The organism is Nonomuraea sp. B12E4 (genome assembly GCF_039871825.1).
In the GTDB taxonomy this organism is placed as follows: domain Bacteria; phylum Actinomycetota; class Actinomycetes; order Streptosporangiales; family Streptosporangiaceae; genus Nonomuraea.
The window spans coordinates 120,096-135,479 of record NZ_JBDPME010000008.1 but is presented as its reverse complement, the minus strand read 5'-3'; the positions used below and the strand labels follow the sequence as shown (position 1 = coordinate 135,479).

16 protein-coding genes are annotated in these 15,384 nt (G+C 71.6%); 14 read left to right on the top strand and 2 right to left on the bottom strand.

Going from position 1 to position 15,384, the window contains the following annotated elements:
- Nucleotides 1–71: 71 nt before the first annotated feature.
- The 5 genes from ABGB18_RS20065 to ABGB18_RS20045 all read left to right on the top strand — a co-directional run bounded on the left by ABGB18_RS20065 (nucleotide 72) and on the right by ABGB18_RS20045 (nucleotide 3,968).
- Complete coding sequence (locus ABGB18_RS20065; protein WP_347697060.1) at nucleotides 72–311, top strand: phosphopantetheine-binding protein; 240 nt, start codon at nucleotides 72–74, stop codon at nucleotides 309–311.
- Nucleotides 312–379: 68 nt separating this feature from the next.
- Complete coding sequence (locus tag ABGB18_RS20060; RefSeq protein ID WP_347697059.1) at nucleotides 380–1,237, top strand: helix-turn-helix transcriptional regulator; 858 nt, start codon at nucleotides 380–382, stop codon at nucleotides 1,235–1,237.
- A gap of 166 nt (nucleotides 1,238–1,403) precedes the next feature.
- Nucleotides 1,404–2,141, top strand: coding sequence for an SDR family oxidoreductase (locus ABGB18_RS20055; RefSeq protein WP_347697058.1), 738 nt, complete (start codon nucleotides 1,404–1,406; stop codon nucleotides 2,139–2,141).
- The gene (locus ABGB18_RS20050; protein WP_347697257.1) at nucleotides 2,138–2,545 is read left to right on the top strand and encodes an amidase family protein; all 408 of its coding nucleotides are present in this window, start codon (nucleotides 2,138–2,140) and stop codon (nucleotides 2,543–2,545) included. Before ABGB18_RS20055 ends, ABGB18_RS20050 begins: the two co-directional genes overlap by 4 nt.
- A gap of 220 nt (nucleotides 2,546–2,765) precedes the next feature.
- On the top strand, nucleotides 2,766–3,968 hold the full coding sequence (locus ABGB18_RS20045; protein WP_347697057.1) for an MFS transporter: 1,203 nt from the start codon (nucleotides 2,766–2,768) through the stop codon (nucleotides 3,966–3,968).
- A gap of 3 nt (nucleotides 3,969–3,971) precedes the next feature.
- Here the strand turns inward: ABGB18_RS20045 and ABGB18_RS20040 are convergent, their stop codons facing one another.
- Nucleotides 3,972–4,841, bottom strand: a complete 870-nt coding sequence (locus tag ABGB18_RS20040; RefSeq protein ID WP_347697056.1) for an NAD(P)H-binding protein — start codon at nucleotides 4,839–4,841, stop codon at nucleotides 3,972–3,974.
- A gap of 142 nt (nucleotides 4,842–4,983) precedes the next feature.
- Nucleotides 4,984–5,556 (bottom strand): TetR family transcriptional regulator, encoded by a 573-nt coding sequence (locus tag ABGB18_RS20035; protein WP_347697055.1) that lies wholly within the window; start codon nucleotides 5,554–5,556, stop codon nucleotides 4,984–4,986.
- Nucleotides 5,557–5,953: 397 nt separating this feature from the next.
- Between ABGB18_RS20035 and ABGB18_RS20030 the strand changes: the two genes are divergently transcribed.
- The 9 genes from ABGB18_RS20030 (at nucleotide 5,954) to ABGB18_RS19990 (ending at nucleotide 15,380) form a co-directional block, all read left to right on the top strand.
- The gene (locus ABGB18_RS20030) at nucleotides 5,954–6,433 is read left to right on the top strand and encodes a MarR family winged helix-turn-helix transcriptional regulator (RefSeq protein ID WP_347697054.1); all 480 of its coding nucleotides are present in this window, start codon (nucleotides 5,954–5,956) and stop codon (nucleotides 6,431–6,433) included.
- Nucleotides 6,434–6,505: 72 nt separating this feature from the next.
- A complete protein-coding gene (locus ABGB18_RS20025; protein ID WP_347697053.1) occupies nucleotides 6,506–7,939 on the top strand; it encodes an MFS transporter in 1,434 nt (477 codons plus the stop codon).
- 949 nt (nucleotides 7,940–8,888) lie between these two features.
- The gene (locus ABGB18_RS20020; RefSeq protein ID WP_347697052.1) at nucleotides 8,889–10,466 is read left to right on the top strand and encodes a hypothetical protein; all 1,578 of its coding nucleotides are present in this window, start codon (nucleotides 8,889–8,891) and stop codon (nucleotides 10,464–10,466) included.
- Nucleotides 10,467–10,473: 7 nt separating this feature from the next.
- Nucleotides 10,474–10,929 (top strand): roadblock/LC7 domain-containing protein, encoded by a 456-nt coding sequence (locus ABGB18_RS20015; RefSeq protein WP_347697051.1) that lies wholly within the window; start codon nucleotides 10,474–10,476, stop codon nucleotides 10,927–10,929.
- Nucleotides 10,926–11,276: a DUF742 domain-containing protein gene (locus ABGB18_RS20010; RefSeq protein WP_347697050.1), complete on the top strand. Its 351-nt coding sequence runs from the start codon at nucleotides 10,926–10,928 to the stop codon at nucleotides 11,274–11,276. The genes ABGB18_RS20015 and ABGB18_RS20010 overlap by 4 nt, the downstream gene beginning before the upstream one ends.
- The gene (locus tag ABGB18_RS20005) at nucleotides 11,257–11,835 is read left to right on the top strand and encodes an ATP/GTP-binding protein (protein ID WP_347697049.1); all 579 of its coding nucleotides are present in this window, start codon (nucleotides 11,257–11,259) and stop codon (nucleotides 11,833–11,835) included. The genes ABGB18_RS20010 and ABGB18_RS20005 overlap by 20 nt, the downstream gene beginning before the upstream one ends.
- Nucleotides 11,832–13,157 carry a cytochrome P450 gene (locus ABGB18_RS20000; protein ID WP_347697048.1) on the top strand — a complete coding sequence of 442 codons (1,326 nt, stop codon included), beginning with the start codon at nucleotides 11,832–11,834 and terminating at the stop codon, nucleotides 13,155–13,157. Before ABGB18_RS20005 ends, ABGB18_RS20000 begins: the two co-directional genes overlap by 4 nt.
- Nucleotides 13,061–14,278, top strand: a complete 1,218-nt coding sequence (locus ABGB18_RS19995) for a cytochrome P450 (protein WP_347697047.1) — start codon at nucleotides 13,061–13,063, stop codon at nucleotides 14,276–14,278. Before ABGB18_RS20000 ends, ABGB18_RS19995 begins: the two co-directional genes overlap by 97 nt.
- Before the next feature lie 64 nt (nucleotides 14,279–14,342).
- Nucleotides 14,343–15,380, top strand: coding sequence for an LLM class flavin-dependent oxidoreductase (locus tag ABGB18_RS19990; RefSeq protein WP_347697046.1), 1,038 nt, complete (start codon nucleotides 14,343–14,345; stop codon nucleotides 15,378–15,380).
- Nucleotides 15,381–15,384: the final 4 nt, after the last annotated feature.

The following is a 15,384-nucleotide window of genomic DNA, read 5'->3' as shown; positions in this document are numbered from 1 at the left end:
AGGTCTCGTCCACTGGCGGCCTCACCCTTCAACGCTCGTTGAGTGACAGAGTGCTGCTGTAGGGTAACACCGTGGATGAGATCCAGGAAATGGTGGCGAATATCGCTGGTAAATGTCTCGGCATGGGCGCGGGGGAGCTGGGTCCGGACGACGACCTGCGGGCCGTCGGGCTCACTTCGCTGCGAATGGTGGAATTGATGACGGAGCTCGAAGAGCGACTTTCCATCGAATTTCCGGACGAAATCATCGAAGTCGGTACGTTCGGCAGCGTGCGCTCCCTGGCCGACTCGGTCCGCCGCCTGGCTTCCTGACGCCGCCCGGCCCGAGTAAGCGCAGGTCACAGGAGGTGCGACCGGCCGGCCTGGGTAAGCTGGGCGCCATGCCGGCCGCCGCCACCAACACGCTCGGGCAGTTCCTGCGGGCTCATCGCGCGCGACTCGGGCCCGCCGACGTCGGCCTGACCGGGGGAGGCGATCGCAGGGTCGCGGGGCTCCGCCGCGAGGAGGTCGCCGTGCTCGCCGGCGTGAGCATCGACTACTACGCCCGGCTGGAGCAGGGGCGCGAGCGCAACCCGTCCGCGCCGGTCCTGGACGCGATCGGACGGGCGCTCAACCTCGGCGTCGACGCCCGCGCCCACCTCTTCCGCCTGGCCCGGCTGAGTCCGAGCCCGGCCCCGGACCGCTCCCGGGAGCCGGTCCACCCGGCGCTGCTGCAGCTCCTGGACTCCTTCCCGACCGCCGCCGCATACGTGCTGGGCCCGGCGTTCGACGTGCTGGCCGCCAACGCCGTCGCCGCCGCGCTGCTCTCGCCCTTCTCGGGCATGACGAACCCCGGGATGACGCACTCCGGGATGAACATGGTTCGGGTGCTGTTCCGGCATCCGCGGGCGAAGGCCGTGTTCGTCGAATGGCCGTCTCTGGTGGAGCGGGTCGTCCAGGCCCTGCGCCTCAACGCGGGCGCCTATCCGGACGATCCCCGGATCGCGGCCCTCGTGGAGGAGTTGCTGCGGACCTCGCCGGACTTCCGGGCGCGGTGGCAGGAGGGCCAGAGCGTCGCCGGGCTCGCCCGGATGGCCAAGGTCTTCGTCCATCCGGTGGCCGGGCGGATCGAGCTGACGTACCAGACGTTCGACGTCCGCGACGCCCCCGGCCAGCAACTGCTCGTCGGCACGCCGCAGCCGGGCAGCTCCAGCGCCGACGCCCTCGCCCGCCTGGCCGCCGCGCACACCGTCCCGTGACCCCGCCACGGCGTCCGCCTGGCCGCCGCGCACATCACCCCCTGACACGTCAGGCTCTTCCTGGGTGCGCCGCACCCAGGAAGAGGCGTCCTTCTCCTGGTGCGGCCGGGGCCGCACGCTGGTTCCCACGGCGCGATCCGGCGTCCATCACTTTCCAGGAGTTGTCATGAGCGAGCCCCCGACCGGCAAGGTCGTTCTCATCACCGGAGCCAGCAGCGGGATCGGCGCGGCGACCGCCCGCCGCCTGGCCGCGGACGGCCACCACGTCGTGCTGGGCGCACGGCGGGTGGACCGGCTCGCGTCCCTGACAGACGAGATCCACGCCGCCGGCGGCCGGGCCGACCACCGGGAGCTGGACGTGACGGACCTCGGCAGCGTGCGAGCCTTCGCCGCAGCCGCCCACGAGCGGCACGGCCGGATCGACGTGCTGGTCAACAACGCGGGCGTGATGCCGCTGTCACCGGTGGCCGCGCTGCGCGTGGCCGAGTGGAACCAGATGATCGACGTGAACCTGCGTGGTGTCCTGCACGGCATCGCGGCCGTCCTGCCGCTCATGCGCGAGCGGGGCGAGGGGCACATCGTCAACGTCGCCTCGACCTCCGCCCACCGGGTCGACCCGACGGCCGCGGTCTACTGCGCCACCAAGTACGCCGTCCGGGCCCTGTCCGAGGGCCTCCGCCAGGAGAGCCGGGACATCAGGGTGACCGTCGTGAGCCCGGGCTTCACCCGTACGGAGCTCACCGATCGCGGCGGCGAGGCCGAGGCGCGGGCCGCCGTGCGGGCCGCGATGGAGCAGCTCGCCATCCCGGCCTCCGCCGTCGCGGACGCCATCGGGTACGCCGTCGGCAGGCCCGGCGACGTCGATGTCAGCGAGATCGTCATCCGGCCCACCGCCCAGGGCTGACCGCAGCGGCCCGGTTCCGGCAAAAGCGGCGAACCTGTCGGACCGACGGCTCAATCGTCCGTCCGGCGGGCATCAACGGCGTCGTTGGCATCAAGCCCACGATCGGCCTGGTCAGCCGCGCCGGAGTGGTCCCGATCTCCGCGCGGCAGGACACCGCCGGCCCGATCACCACCTGGTCAAGGGCGACGACTTCAGCGACTTCGTCTCCTCGTCCGCGCCCCCGGCCGTCTCCGGGTATCCGGCGATCACCGTCCCGGCCGGCTGTGCCGGTAAGGTGCTGCCGCTGGGCGTCCCCTTCTTCGGCCCCCCGCTTCTCCGAATCCACCCTGATCGCCCTGGGGTACGCGTTCGAGCAGGCCGGAAAGGTACGCAAGCCGCCGACCTACCTGCGCACGCTGCCCTGACCGGCCTGGCCGCGCCGGTGCGGGGAGGGCCCCGCACCGCCACCGGAGCCGGACGGCTGTGCGTGCCGATCCGCTCGGCCCTGCGTCGGGGCCGAGGTCCGGGCCGTGTGACAGGCTGTTGCCACCCACGGGTTCGCCCGCCCGAAGGTGTGGTCGAAGGGCGGCGGGCCGGTCTGGTGCCCGGCATCCCGCCGACGGCTCGCACTAGGGGGCTTATTTGATGGATCAGCAACGGTTCTCGCCCGGGCGACCCGAGACCGGCGGGGCCGGTGGTTCGGACTGGCCGCGGATCATCGTGGCCTACGTCGCGGGCGTCGTGGCCGCCTTCGGCCTGGGCAAGATCTCGGCCGTCGGGGCGCAGCTCTCCGACGCGCTCGGTCTGACGCTCTCCCAGCTCGGCTGGCTCATCTCCGTCATCACCGGGATCTGCGCGGCGGTCGGCCTGGCCGGCGGGGTGCTGAACCGCCGGTACGGCACGGGCCGGATGCTCGTCGCGGGCCTGGCGGTGGTGACGGTGTCGAGCGCGCTGAGCGTGGCGGCGACGGGGTTCGGCACGCTGCTGGCCGCGCGGCTGGTCGAGGGCCTGGGATACCTGCTGGTGACCGTCGCGTGTCCCGTCCTGATCGCGCGCCTGGCCAGTGACCGGGACCGGGCGATTGCGCTGTCGATCTGGGGCACCTTCGTCCCGGTCGGCATCGGCCTGAGCACCCTGGTCGGCGGGCTGGTCGGCACCGGTGCCGGCTGGCGCGTCTGGCTCGGCGTCGTCGCGGCCGTCACCCTGGTGTGCACCCTGGTGACCTGGCGCCGGCTGCCGTCCGGCCGGTCCGCGGAGCACAGCGGCGTGCCCACGCGGCCCGGCGCGCTGGTCCGTCCGGTCCTGCTGGCGTTCGCCTTCTGCCTGATCGCGATGGCCACGCTCTCCGTGGTCGTCCTGCTGCCGGCCTTCCTGACGGAGCGGTACGGGCAGCCCGCCTCGGCCGCCGGCGCCCTCACCTCGGTGATCTCCCTCATCAGCGTCGCCGGGGGGATCGTCGCGGCCGGGCTGCTCCGCCGTACGGTGGCGCCGAGCGTGCTGGCCCTGAGCGGGGTGGTGATCGTCCCGGCGGCCTGGCTGGCCTTCCGCGAGGAGTCCTCGGTCACCACCACCGCCATCGGGGCCGGTGTCATCTCCTTCGAGAACGGCATCCTGGTGGCGATCGTCTTCGCGACCCTGCCGCACGTCCTGGTCAGCCTGACGCACATGGACCTCGGCAACGGCATCGTCGCCCAGCTCGGCAGCCTGGGCTCGATGCTCGGCCCGCCGTTCTTCGGCCTGCTGGCCGAGCGCGGCGGCTGGCCCGCGCTGGTGCCGATCATCTCCGCCGCCGTGGTGGCGGGCGTGGCGCTGATGATCTGGACCCTCGCCCGGGTCGGCGCAGGCTGAGCGTTACCGCGCGGGCCCGAAGTCGGCCGCGTGGTCCTCGGCCCACTCCTGGAACGTACGGGCCGGGCGGCCGGTCACCTCCTGCACGGCGGGGGAGACCGGCTCGGGTTCGTCGACGAGGCCGGCCCAGTAGTCCAGCGACTGGTCCACGAAGGCGGGCTCGCCCCAGGCGGCGACCATCTGCGCGCGGGCCTCCTCGCGTGGCTGCTCGTCGAAGCGCAGTTCGCGCCCGATCGCCGCGCCGATGAGGCGTACCTGTTCGGCCTGGGTGAGGACCGCCGGGCCGGTGAGCACGTAACTCCTGCCCGCGTGCCCCTCCTCGGTCAGCGCCAGCGCCGCCACGGCCGCGATGTCGGCCTCGTGGATCAGCGACCGGGCCGCCCCCGCGTACGGGGCCCGTACCACGCCCGTGTCCCGGATCTGGCCGGCCCAGCCCAGGGTGTTGGTGGCGAACCCGCCCGCGCGCAGGAACGTCCACCGCATCCCGGAGTCCTGGACCAGCCGCTCGACCTGGCCCCACACGCCGTTCTCCGCCGGCTCGCGGTCGTCGCGCACGTGGTGGGCGGACAGGTACACGACCCGGCGCGCGTGCTTGGCGATCCGCTCCACCACTGGCGCGGCTCCCTCGGCCGTGACGTGCGGCCACAGCAGGAACACCGCCTCGACGCCGTCGAGCGCCGCGTCGAGGGAGGCCGGATCGGTCAGGTCCCCGGCGGCCGCCTCCACCCCCTCGGGCAGGCGGGCCGAGCCAGGGTTCCTGGTCAGCGCGCGTGGCGTGTATCCGGCCTCGACCAGCATGGACACCAGCGGCCGGCCCACGTTGCCGGTCGCGCCGGTGATGAGGATCTTCGTGTGCTCTGTTGTTTCAGACATACGACCATGCTCGAACCTGAACCAAAGTTCAAGTCAAGCCGTGTCCGCTCGATGGCGCAGGACGTTGGTCATGTTCGAGAGGCATGACCCGAACGTGCCGAATGACGTGATGGGCCTGCTCGCCGTGCGGTGGCTGCGCTGATCACAGGCCGGACTCCAGGTGCGCCAGCGCCCGGTCGATCTCGGCGGGCCCGTCCAGGTCGGGATCCCAGGCCCACTGCAGCCAGACCAGCGTCACGATGCCGAAGACCGCCCCCACGGCATTCCGGGTCCGGGGATCGCCCACCTCCCGTCCCGACTTGTCCGCCAGGATCGCGTGGACCTCCGGCAACAGGGCGGAGCCCTTGCGCAGGTTGACCGCCACCAGCTCCGGAACGGTCGCGGCGAACACCTCCCGCGCGTGCCCCGCGGCGATCTCCTCGGGGGGCACGGAGGCGAACGCCGCCCGGAACGCGCCGCGCAGGACGGTGACCGGAGGGCCCGGCGGCTGGTCCGCCAGGGACTCCATGAGCGGCGGGAAACGGTCCAGCGCGACCAGGTCCTCCTTCGTCGGGAAATATCGGAAGAAGGTGGCGGGGGAGACCTCGGCGGCCTCGGCGATCTGGTCGACGGTGGTGGCGTTGTAGCCGCGTTCGCGGAAGAGCCTGAACGCCTCGCGCAGGATCGTCTCCCTGGTCCTGGCCTTCTTGCGCTCGCGCAGCCCGCCGGTCGCCATGCCCTCACTTTACTTCACCCCCATCTGAGAGCCCGCTCTCACGCTTCGGGTCCGGGCGGCTCGCCGATCGGGCGAACCCTGCGAGGAGCGTCTTCCGGCGGTACCGCGGGCCCTGCCGGGCGGGATCGTGGTCCCGTGACGGATGTCGGATACGATACGGGCGTATCGTCGCGCCCATATAGGTGGTTCAGGTCGCGCTCGTCCGGGCCGCCGGCGCCGCCGCGCGTCCTTGCCCGCCGCCGCGCCACCCGGAACCGCTGAGCGCCTCAAGGGGCCGGAGCGGTTCGGGGCGGGCGCCGTACAGGTCCACGTAGAGCTGGACCGGCGCCCGGGAGTCAAGGGGGCCCGGGCGGTGACAGGCGGATAGATAATCCGCAACGAAACTATACTGTGACCTATGACTGCTATGGCGCCCCGGCGCGCGGAGCCCGACCTGTCGTTCCTGCTCGACCGCACCAGCCACGTGTTGCGCACCCGGATGGCGGCGGCGCTCGCCGAGATCGGGCTGACGGCCCGCATGCACTGCGTGCTCGTGCACGCCGTCGAGGGGGAGCGTACGCAGGCCCAGCTCGCGGAGATCGGCGACATGGACAAGACCACGATGGTGGTCACGGTCGACGCCCTGGAGAGGGCGGGGCTGGCGGAGCGCCGCCCGTCCAGCACTGACCGGCGGGCCAGGATCATCGCGGTCACCGAGAAGGGCAAGGAGGCGGCCAGGCGCAGTCAGGAGGTCGTCGACGGCGTTCACCGCGCGGCCCTGGACTCGCTGCCGGCCGACGCGGCGAAGGCGCTGCTCAACGCGCTGGGCCTGCTGGTCGAAGGACACCTGTCCACCCCCGTGGAGGCGCCGCAGGTGGCGCGCCGGGCCCGACAATAGGTCCGTAAGGGATCGTCTGCAACGGAACTATCTGCTACGGTTTCTCTTGTTCCGCTTCGAACAGGAGTAGCCATGTCGCAATCCCAACGTCTTGCCCTGACCGTGTTGTCGGTCACCATGCTCATGACGATCCTCGACGGCAGCATCCTGACCGTGGCCATGCCCGCGATCCAGAGTGATCTGGGCTTCACCCCCGCCGGGCTGAGCTGGACCATCAACGCCTACCTGATCGCGTTCGGCGGGTTGCTGCTGCTGGCCGGCCGGTTGGGCGACCTGCTCGGGCGCAAGGCGATGCTGCTGGCCGGAAATCTGGTCTTCACCGCCGCCTCCCTGCTCGCCGGCGCGGCCACCAGCCCCGAGCTGCTGATCGCCGCGCGATTCCTGCAGGGCGTGGGCAGCGCGATGGCCTCCGCGGTGGTGCTGGGCATCCTGGTGACGCTGTTCACCGACCCGCGACAGCGGGCCAAGGCGATCGGCGTCTTCAGCTTCACCGGAGCCGCCGGTGCGTCGATCGGCCAGGTGCTGGGCGGCGTGCTCACCGACACGCTGAGCTGGCACTGGATCTTCTTCATCAACGTGCCCATCGGGCTGGCCACCGTCGCGCTGGCGGTCAAGGCGCTCCCCGCGGACCGGGGCCCGGGCCTGGCGGCGGGTGCCGACGTCCTCGGCGCCGTGCTGGTCACCGGGGGTCTGATGCTCGGGATCTACACGGTCGTCAAGATCGAGGAGTACGGCTGGCTGTCCGGCCACACGCTGGGCCTCGGAGCACTGGCGGCCTTCCTGCTGGCCGGGTTCTTCGCCCGCCAGGCGACCGCGCGCACTCCGCTGATGCCCCTGCGCATCCTCCGCTCGCGCAGCGTCGTCGGCGGCAACCTCGTACAGATGCTGTCGCTGTCGGCCATGTTCGCCTTCCAGATCATCGTCGCCCTCTACATGCAGCAGGTTCTCGGTTACGGCGCCCTGCAGACCGGGCTCGCGATGCTTCCCGCGGCGGTCGCCATCGGCGCGGTGTCGCTGTTCGTCTCCGCCAGGCTCAACACCCGCTTCGGCGAGCGCGCCGTCCTGGCGGCCGGTCTGGTGCTGCTGCTGCTCGCGATGGGCTGGCTCACCAGGGTGCCCGTGCAGGCCGCCTACGTCACCGACCTGCTCCCGGTCATGGTGCTGATCGCGGGCGGCGGGCTGGTGCTGCCCGCGCTGACCGCACTGGGCATGTCGGGCGCAAAGGCCGACGACGCGGGCCTCGCGTCCGGGCTGTTCAACACCACCCAGCAGATCGGCATGGCGCTCGGCGTCGCGGTCCTGTCCACGCTGGCCGCCTCGCGCACCGGCACCATGCTCACTTCCGGGGCCTCCGAGGCTGCGGCGCTGGCGGGCGGGTACCGGCTGGCGTTCGTGGTCGCGGCCGGGCTGCTCGCCGCCGCCCTCGTCGTCAGCCTGGCGGTGCTGCGCCGCGCCGCGCCCGCACCCTTCGCGGAGGCCGGGAAGGTCGCCGTCCGGGCCTCCTGAAGCGAAGGCCGTGGTCCCCGCCGGCGTGCATGCCATGCCCCGGCGGGGGCCTCCCGAGAAAGGGAGCAGGCCGTGACACGGCTGCCCGACCGTGTGTCGTGGCCGGCCGCGAATGCACCGGGAGGCCGTGTGCCGAAACGTCCGTGCGGATGGAAGGCCGGCACGCCGCGGGTCGTGGTCGTCACGGCCCGCGCTGCACCTGTCCTGGGAAGGACTCAGAAAGTGTCAGCGCCATCCACTATGCGGTGCGCGAGGCGCCACCAGCAAGCGACATATACGGCCTTTTGATGGCTTTCTCGTACAAAATGGATAAATGTTCATATGGAACGGGCAGGAGGGGCAGGCGACGGTGAGCAACGCTGCGGCAGGCTTGCACCGCCTTGACGGCCCCTCCTCCCGCGCTTGATGGCCTCACTATGCCCATTTTCGGGGCGCCTGGAAAGAGCTTCGGCGCGTTCTCTGCATGTCAGGCGAGATGTCAGGCCGGGCCGGGACGGGCGCGAGGATTCCGGTGGATGGAAGTCACGGTCTGTTTCCGTGGCGCGAGCCGATGTCCCGCCCGGCGGCAGGGGGCGCCACCGTCATGGGGCCGGGCAAAGCACCAGTTCTGGAGGCCCGATTCGGCCGGGGACGGTGCTGGGGCGCCGGGTGGCGGCGCGAGGGATCTCGCGGCAGTTCTGAGGTGTTTGCGCAGCTCGGGGCGCATGTGGCGGATGGGTTTCCGGTGTGGGTGGACGGTGCGGGCAAACTATCACCGTGAGTCACGGAAAAAGACCATTTAGTGGCGGTTTGTCATGGTTTTTGGGTATATGTGAGCGCGTGTCGGTGGTTTGCTGATCGTTTGACTATGTTGACGCGACGGTAATACTGGTTGGCGCACGGCGCCGGTTCTCCCTGCCCCCCAGACCCCAGGACTGTCATGCCGCCAGATTCCCTCAGCGTTGCGATAGTGATCGGCGTCATCGTCGTTGCCGTCGTGGGCGTGCTGCTCTACCGCAACAGCGTCAACAAGGAGCTCACCCAGACCCGCAGACAGCTTGCCGAGGCGCGCCGGGGGCAGGAACGCCTGTCCCGCGAGAGCGGCGGGCGGGAGCAGCGGCTGCAGCAGGCCGAGCGGCAGCTCAAGGAGGCCGACCGGAAGGTCAAGGAGGCCGCGGAGCAGGTCCGCAAGGCCCGCGCCCAGCAGGACCTCGCGCGCGCGGAGACCGACCACCTGCTCTCCAGCCGCATTCCCGCTCTGATGTCGCACCTGCGGGCCCCGCACGTGATCGTGCCCGGCCTGCAGAACGCGGCGCTGGCCGGCACCGACCTCGACAGGCAGCACCGTGAGATCCTCGACGCCGTCGCCCACGGCGTGCGCGAGGAGGGGGAGCGGATCGACGAGGCGGCCCAGGCGGTCGTCCGGGGCGCCATGTCCCGCGTGCAGACCCAGGCACTGCGGGCCCAGGACCTGCTGGCGGGGGTGCAGCAGCGCTACAGCGGCGACGAGCACACCGCGCTGGTGCGCGAGGTGCTGGGGCTCGACATGTTCAACGAACTCATCGTGCGTCGCGCGCAGGCCAGTGGCATCGCCTGCGGCGCCACCACGGGCCTCTCACGCGACGACACCTATCTGGTGGACCTGGTCGTGGGCGCGATCTCCCGCGTCGAGAACTTCGAGCAGCGCATCGAGGGACCGGCCAACCACCTGCGCCGCCGGGTCGGGGTGGCGGCCCGGGCCGCGGAGCCGATCCTGTTCATCACCTCGGAGCTGCTGGCCAACGCCGTGCACCACTCCCACGGCACGCTCAAGGTGACCATCGCCGTTCACGAGACCAACACCGGGGCGGCCATCGTCATCGACGACGCGGGCGTGGGCCTCAACGAGGAGCAGTACGCGCGGGCCACCCGCCTGCTCAGCGGAAAGCACCCCGTGCGGCTGGTCGACCTGGGCAACCCGCCGCGCACCGGCTGGGCGGCGATCGGCCGCCAGGTCAGCCACTACGGCATGCAGGTCACGGTCAAGAAGAGCGCGTTCGGCGGCGTCCAGGCCGTGGTCAGCGTGCCCGCGGCGCTGCTGGTGGAGATGCCGGACGGCACCCGGCCCTCGGTGCTGGCGCCCGACCCGGTCAGGCCCGTGTCCACCGCACCGGCCCAGCGCCGGGCGGCCGACGAACTGCCCGTGCGCCAGCCCGCCACCGCTGAGCTGCCCGTGCGGCAGCCGGCCACGGCGGAGCTCCCCGTACGGCAGCCGGTCACCGCGGAGATCCCTGTCGGCCGGCCCGCGGTGGAGCAGCCCGCGGTGGTGGAGGGCGAGGCGTCGCCGGAGCCCGTGAGCCCGGCGGCCACGGCGGCCGGGGCGCTGCCCGGGCTCCCACAGCGCCGCCGGCAGCCCCCGCCGTCCGCCGCCCCCCGTTCCCCCGAGATGACAGCCCGCACCACTCCTGAGGAGGCCCAGAGGCGGTGGGGCGACTTCCAGACGGGGGCCGAAGCCGGACGCCGTGACGCGATGCCGTCAAAGCCGCACGACGCTATCGAAGGGAACTGACCGCTCCATGGACGCCCACACCACCGCCGCCGCCGCCCAAGGCCGGCGCCGGCCGCTGACGCTCGACGTGTCCTGGGTCCTGTCGCCGCTGCTGGCGCTGCCCGGAGTCACCAGCGGCGTGGTGCTGAGCCGCGATGGGCTCATTCTCGGCGGCTCCGCCGACGTGAGCGTCGAGGCCGGAGAGCGTACGGCCGCCATGACGAGCTCCGTGCTCGGTGCCGCCCGCGCGCTGTGCGACGGGCTCAGCAACGGCGCCGACGGAGAGGTGGTGGACATCGTCATCTCCGCGGGCACCGGCTACTACTACATCGCCCCGGCGGGTGACCGCGCCGCCATCGTGGTGGCGGCCACCGGGGCGGTCAACATCGGCTCCTTGGCCTACGAAGTGCAGCTCCAGGTGCAGAAGCTCATCAAGGCGCTCAACGACGCCAGCGCCGCCAGGACACCGGACATCCCGGCATGACCTCCGGGCGGCAGCGGCGGCGTGTCGTCCCCGACTACATGGCCGCTGCCAAGCTGGCCGTGCCCGAGCACATCAGTGTGGAGCGGACCACCCTCGTCTACGTCGCCCCGGACGCGGTCGCGGGCGGGCTGGACCCGCCCGGCTCCCACCTGGTCGCCCTGCTGCACGAGGGACCTTTGTCGGTGTACGAGTGTGCGGCACACCTCGGCCTGCCGTACTGCGTGGTGCGGCTGCTGGTGGCGGGCCTGGCGGAAGCAGGGATGCTGCTGACCCGAGATCCGCCCCGCGTGACCGCACCCGACCTCGAGATCTTGGAGTTGGTACTCAGTGGCCTCCGCGCCCTCTGACACCCGTATCAGTGCCGACCACATACCGGTCAAACTGATCATCGCCGGGCCGTTCGGCGTGGGCAAGACGACCATGGTGGACTCCCTGTCGGAGATCAAGCCCCTCAACACCGAGGAGATCCTGACCCAGGCAGGCACGCTGGTCGACGACCTCACCGGCGTCAACGAGAAGACGACCACCACCACCGCCATCGACTTCGGCCGGCTCACCCTGCCCGGCGTGGTGCTCTACCTGTTCGGGGCGCCGGGGCAGACCCGGTTCCAGATCCTGTGGCAGGAGTTGGCCCGCGGTGCGCTCGGCGTGCTGGTGCTGGCCGACACCCGGCGCATCGACGACAGCTTCTCCGTACTGGACCTGGTGGAGAGCACCGGAGTCCGGTATGCCGTGGCCGTCAACCACTTCCCCGACTCGCCCGAATACCCGATCGAGGCCGTGCGCCAGGCACTCGACCTTGACCCGCGTACGCCGCTGCTGGTGTGCGACGCCCGCGACCCCGCCTCCGCGAGAGCCTCGCTGATCGCTCTGGTGGAGCACATCCGGGAGCTGATGCTGCCATGACCCTGCGCTACCTGCCCGACGCGGGCAAACTGTACGGACCGGAGTTCGCCCGTGACCCGCAGGCGATCTACGCCGCCATGCGGGCCCACCACGGCGTGGTCGCGCCCGCCGAGATCGCCCCCGGCGTCGAGGCCCACCTGGTGATCGGCTACCAGGCGGCCGTGGACGTGCTCACCAACGTGGGCGGCGTCTGGACCAAGGACGCGCGCGCCTGGCAGGCGCGGCTGCCCGAGACCCCCGAGGCCGCGGCCATGATCGGCATGCTCGGCTACCGGACCAATGTCCTGTTCGCCGACGGGGCCGAGCACGCCCGCTACCGCAAGGTCATCGCCGACTGCTTCAGCATGATCCAGCCGCACAAGCTGCGCGCCCTGGTGATCGACATCTCCGACTCGCTCATCAGCCGCTTCGCCGCCACCGGCACGGCCGACCTGGCCGCCGACTTCGCCCGGCCGATCCCGCTGCGGGTCTTCAACCGTCTGCTCGGGCGGCCGGACGCCGACAGCTCCGCGCTGATCTCGGCCCTGTCCGACATGCTGGAGGCCGACGGCGAGGTGGGCGCGCGCGGCGCAGAGGCCTACGGCCGTTACATCGGCGAGCTCATCGAGTCGAAATACGCCAAACGCGGCGACGACCTGACCTCCTGGTTCATCGACCACCCGGCCGCGTTGAGCCCCGAGGAGGTGCTGCAGCACCTCATCCTCATCATCGGCGCCGGCTTCGAGCCGATGGCCAGCCTGATCTCCAACGCGATCTCGCGCATGGTCAGCGACGACCGCTACTACAACTCTCTGTCCAACGGCGCGCTGAGCACGTACGACGCGCTGCTGGAGGTGATACGCGCCGAGCCCGCGATGGCCAACTACGGCCCGTACTTCGTCTCGCGGCCGACGGAGTTCCACGGCACCTGGATCCAGCCCGGAGAGCTGGTCCTGGTGTCCTACGCGGCGGCCAACACCGAGCCTTGCGACGTGCCCGAGGAGCTGCGCTCGGACAGCGGCGCGTACGTGGGCCTCGGCGCCGGGCCGCACCGCTGCCCGGCCACCGACCCCGCGTTGCTCATCGCGATGACCGCCATCGAGCGACTGACCTCCCACCTGAGCGACCTGGAGCTGACCGTGCCCCGCGAGCAGCTCGACTGGCGGCCCGGGCCGTTCCACCGGTCCCTGGCCCACCTGCCGGTGCGCTTCACCCCCATCCGTCCCGACCAGCCAGGAGAATCCCCTTGGTCAACGCAGCACCCGTCGTCCTCGACCCCTTCGGATCCGACCTCGCCGCCGAGGTCAGACGACTACACGACCTCGGCCCCGTGGTCCTCGTAGAGCTGCCCGGAGGGATCCCGGCCTGGGCCGTCACCCGCCACGACCTGCTCAAGGAGCTCATCCTCAACCCGCTGGTCAGCAAGGACAAGCAGCACTGGCGGCTGTTGTCGCGGGTGGACTCCGAGCACGCCTGGACGTGGATCAAGGTCTGGATCGGCGTGCGTAACATGCTGAGCACGTACGGCGAGGAGCACCGGCGGCTGCGCAAGCTCATCTCGCCCAGCTTCACCGCCCGCCGCAGCAAGGCCCTGCAGCCGATCATCGAGCGGATCGTCGCCGAGCAGCTCGACGCCATGGCGGCGGTGCCCGAGGGTCAGGTGGTCGACCTGCGTGCCGCGTACGCGTACCCGCTGCCGATGCGGGTGATCTGCGAGCTGTTCGGCGTCCCCGACCACATGTGGGATGACATGGCGCAGCTCATGGAAGAGATCATGGACACCACCGCCACTCCCGAGGCGGCGATGGCCACCCTGCAGCGGATCGCCACCGTGCTGCCCGCGCTGGTCGACTACAAGCGCGAGCACCCGGGCGACGACCTCACCACGGAGCTGATCAACGCCCGCGACGAGGGCGACCGCCTGAGCGACGACGAGCTGCGCGACACGCTGCTGCTGCTCATCGGCGCCGGGCACGAGACGACGGTCAACCTGATCGGCAACGCCGTGCACGCCCTGCTCACCCATCCCGACCAGCTTGGGCGGGTGCTGTCCGGGGAGATCACCTGGGAGGCGGTGATCGAGGAGACGCTGCGCTGGGCGCCCTCCATCGCCAACCTGCCGCTGCGCTTCGCCATCGAGGACATCGAGGTCGGCGGCGTACGGATCGGGGCGGGCGACGCCATCGTCACCACCTACATGTCCGCCGGGCACGACTTCGACCGGCACGGCCAGGACGCCGACCGGTTCGACGCCACGCAGGAGCGTGACGAGCACCTGTCCTTCGGCATCGGGGTGCACCGCTGCATCGGGGCGCCGCTGGCCCGGCAGGAGGCGCTCACCGCGCTGCCCGCGCTGTTCGCCCGCTTCCCCGGGCTGCACCTGGCCGTGGCCGCGGACGAGGTGAAGCAGGTCCCGTCGTTCATCGCGCACGGGTGGAGCGAGTTGCCGCTGCTGCTGCGCTGAGCCCCTGGTCTGAGCCCGGCTTCTGCGGGACAGTAGAGCAAGATCGGCCCGTGAGGAGGCGGTAGTGCGGCTCGGATTCAGCATCGGCACCCTCGGTCCTGTGGCGGCCACCCATGAAGCCCAGTTGACGCTGGTGCGCGAGGCGGAGCGGCTCGGATACGACTCGGTGTGGGCGTCTGAGGGGTACGGGGTGGATCCGGCGACCACGCTGGCCTGGCTGGCGGCCGGCACCGAGCGCATCGGCCTGGGCAGCGGCGTCATCCAGGTGACGGGCCGCACCGCGATCTCGGCGGCGATGGCCGCCACCACGATCGACCGGGTGTCGGGCGGCCGGTTCCTGCTCGGGCTGGGCGCCTCCGGCCCGCAGGTGGCCGAGGGGTGGCACGGCCAGCGGTACGAGCGGCCGCTGGCGCACCTGCGCGACTACGTGGCCGTGGTGCGTACCGCGCTGGAGGGGCGGCCGGTCGAGCACCCCGGGCCGGAGATCGTGCTGCCCCTGCCGGACAGCCGCGGCAAGGCGCTGAGCATGACGGTCTCGCCGGCGCGGCAGCCGCTGCCGATCCATCTGGCGGCCATGGGGCCGAAGGCGGTGGCGCTGGCCGGGGAGATCGCCGACGGGTGGCTGCCGATCCACTTCCCGCCCGAGCACCTCGCCGAGACGATGGAGCACCTGCGGGCCGGGGCGGCCCGGGCCGGGCGGGACGCGGCCCGGGTCGAGGTCTCGCCGATGGTCATGGCCATGGTGGACGACGACGCCGACTACGCGCGCGACCTGATCCGGCCGATGCTGGCGCTCTACCTGGGCGGCATGGGCACCCAGGGGGTCAACTTCTACAACCGGCTCGCGCACCGCCTCGGGTTCGGCCCGGCGGCGGCGCGCGTGCAGGACGCCTACTTCGGCGGTGACCTGGGCGAGGCGATGGAGGAGGTGCCCGACGACCTGGTCGACGCCCTGGCCCTGTGCGGCACGCCCGCGCGGGTGCGGGAGCGGCTGGAGGCATACCGCAAGGCGGGCGCGACCAGGGTGATCGTCGGCCTGAACGCGCCCACCGTGGAGGACCGCGCCGAGCAGCTCGGCTGGCTGGCCGAGCTCAACTCCTGAACCC

What these genes read in the sequence shown, in the direction of transcription:
- ABGB18_RS20010 (WP_347697050.1), top strand. Translation starts at nt 10,926, where the DNA reads ATGACCTCCGGGCGGCAGCGGCGGCGTGTCGTCCCCGACTACATGGCC.
- ABGB18_RS20060 (WP_347697059.1), top strand. Translation starts at nt 380, where the DNA reads ATGCCGGCCGCCGCCACCAACACGCTCGGGCAGTTCCTGCGGGCTCAT.
- ABGB18_RS20035 (WP_347697055.1), bottom strand. Translation starts at nt 5,556, where the DNA reads ATGGCGACCGGCGGGCTGCGCGAGCGCAAGAAGGCCAGGACCAGGGAG.
- ABGB18_RS20045 (WP_347697057.1), top strand. Translation starts at nt 2,766, where the DNA reads ATGGATCAGCAACGGTTCTCGCCCGGGCGACCCGAGACCGGCGGGGCC.
- ABGB18_RS20030 (WP_347697054.1), top strand. Translation starts at nt 5,954, where the DNA reads ATGACTGCTATGGCGCCCCGGCGCGCGGAGCCCGACCTGTCGTTCCTG.
- ABGB18_RS20000 (WP_347697048.1), top strand. Translation starts at nt 11,832, where the DNA reads ATGACCCTGCGCTACCTGCCCGACGCGGGCAAACTGTACGGACCGGAG.
- ABGB18_RS20055 (WP_347697058.1), top strand. Translation starts at nt 1,404, where the DNA reads ATGAGCGAGCCCCCGACCGGCAAGGTCGTTCTCATCACCGGAGCCAGC.
- ABGB18_RS20025 (WP_347697053.1), top strand. Translation starts at nt 6,506, where the DNA reads ATGTCGCAATCCCAACGTCTTGCCCTGACCGTGTTGTCGGTCACCATG.
- ABGB18_RS20015 (WP_347697051.1), top strand. Translation starts at nt 10,474, where the DNA reads ATGGACGCCCACACCACCGCCGCCGCCGCCCAAGGCCGGCGCCGGCCG.
- ABGB18_RS20040 (WP_347697056.1), bottom strand. Translation starts at nt 4,841, where the DNA reads ATGTCTGAAACAACAGAGCACACGAAGATCCTCATCACCGGCGCGACC.